Source organism: Kluyvera sp. EC_51 (assembly GCF_019584505.1).
Classification (GTDB): domain Bacteria; phylum Pseudomonadota; class Gammaproteobacteria; order Enterobacterales; family Enterobacteriaceae; genus Kluyvera; species Kluyvera sichuanensis.
Map to the genome: position 1 here is coordinate 1 of NZ_VDAG01000102.1, position 299 is coordinate 299.

At 56.5% G+C, this 299-nt stretch carries 1 protein-coding gene; it reads right to left on the bottom strand.

All coding sequences use genetic code 11. The annotated features are described in order from the left end of the window. Positions 1-299 (bottom strand): helix-turn-helix domain-containing protein (locus FHC49_RS19500; protein WP_220440644.1); only part of this gene is annotated, 299 nt, incomplete at both ends.

Sequence of the window (299 nt, forward strand, 5' to 3'; positions counted from 1 at the left end):
TTCTGTGTTTGCGCTTTCTGTCCGGAACCATCCCCTGGCGTTTGAGGATATCGCCGATAGTGCTGGCAGCCGGAACAGGGAAGTCGGCCTGATGGTTAAGGAGCCACATCCGCAGTTTTTTAGGTCCCCAGTCAGGATGTTTTTGCCGTAATGCCATCAGATGGGCAGCAATATCTGGCGGGACGGTGCGGGAATGTGAGAGTGGCGCGCGTGAGCGGTCGAAAAGCGTCGCAGGCTCTGAAGGGTCGAAACGCCCGAGCCATTTATAGCCCGTTTTACGACTGATGCCGAAGAGACGG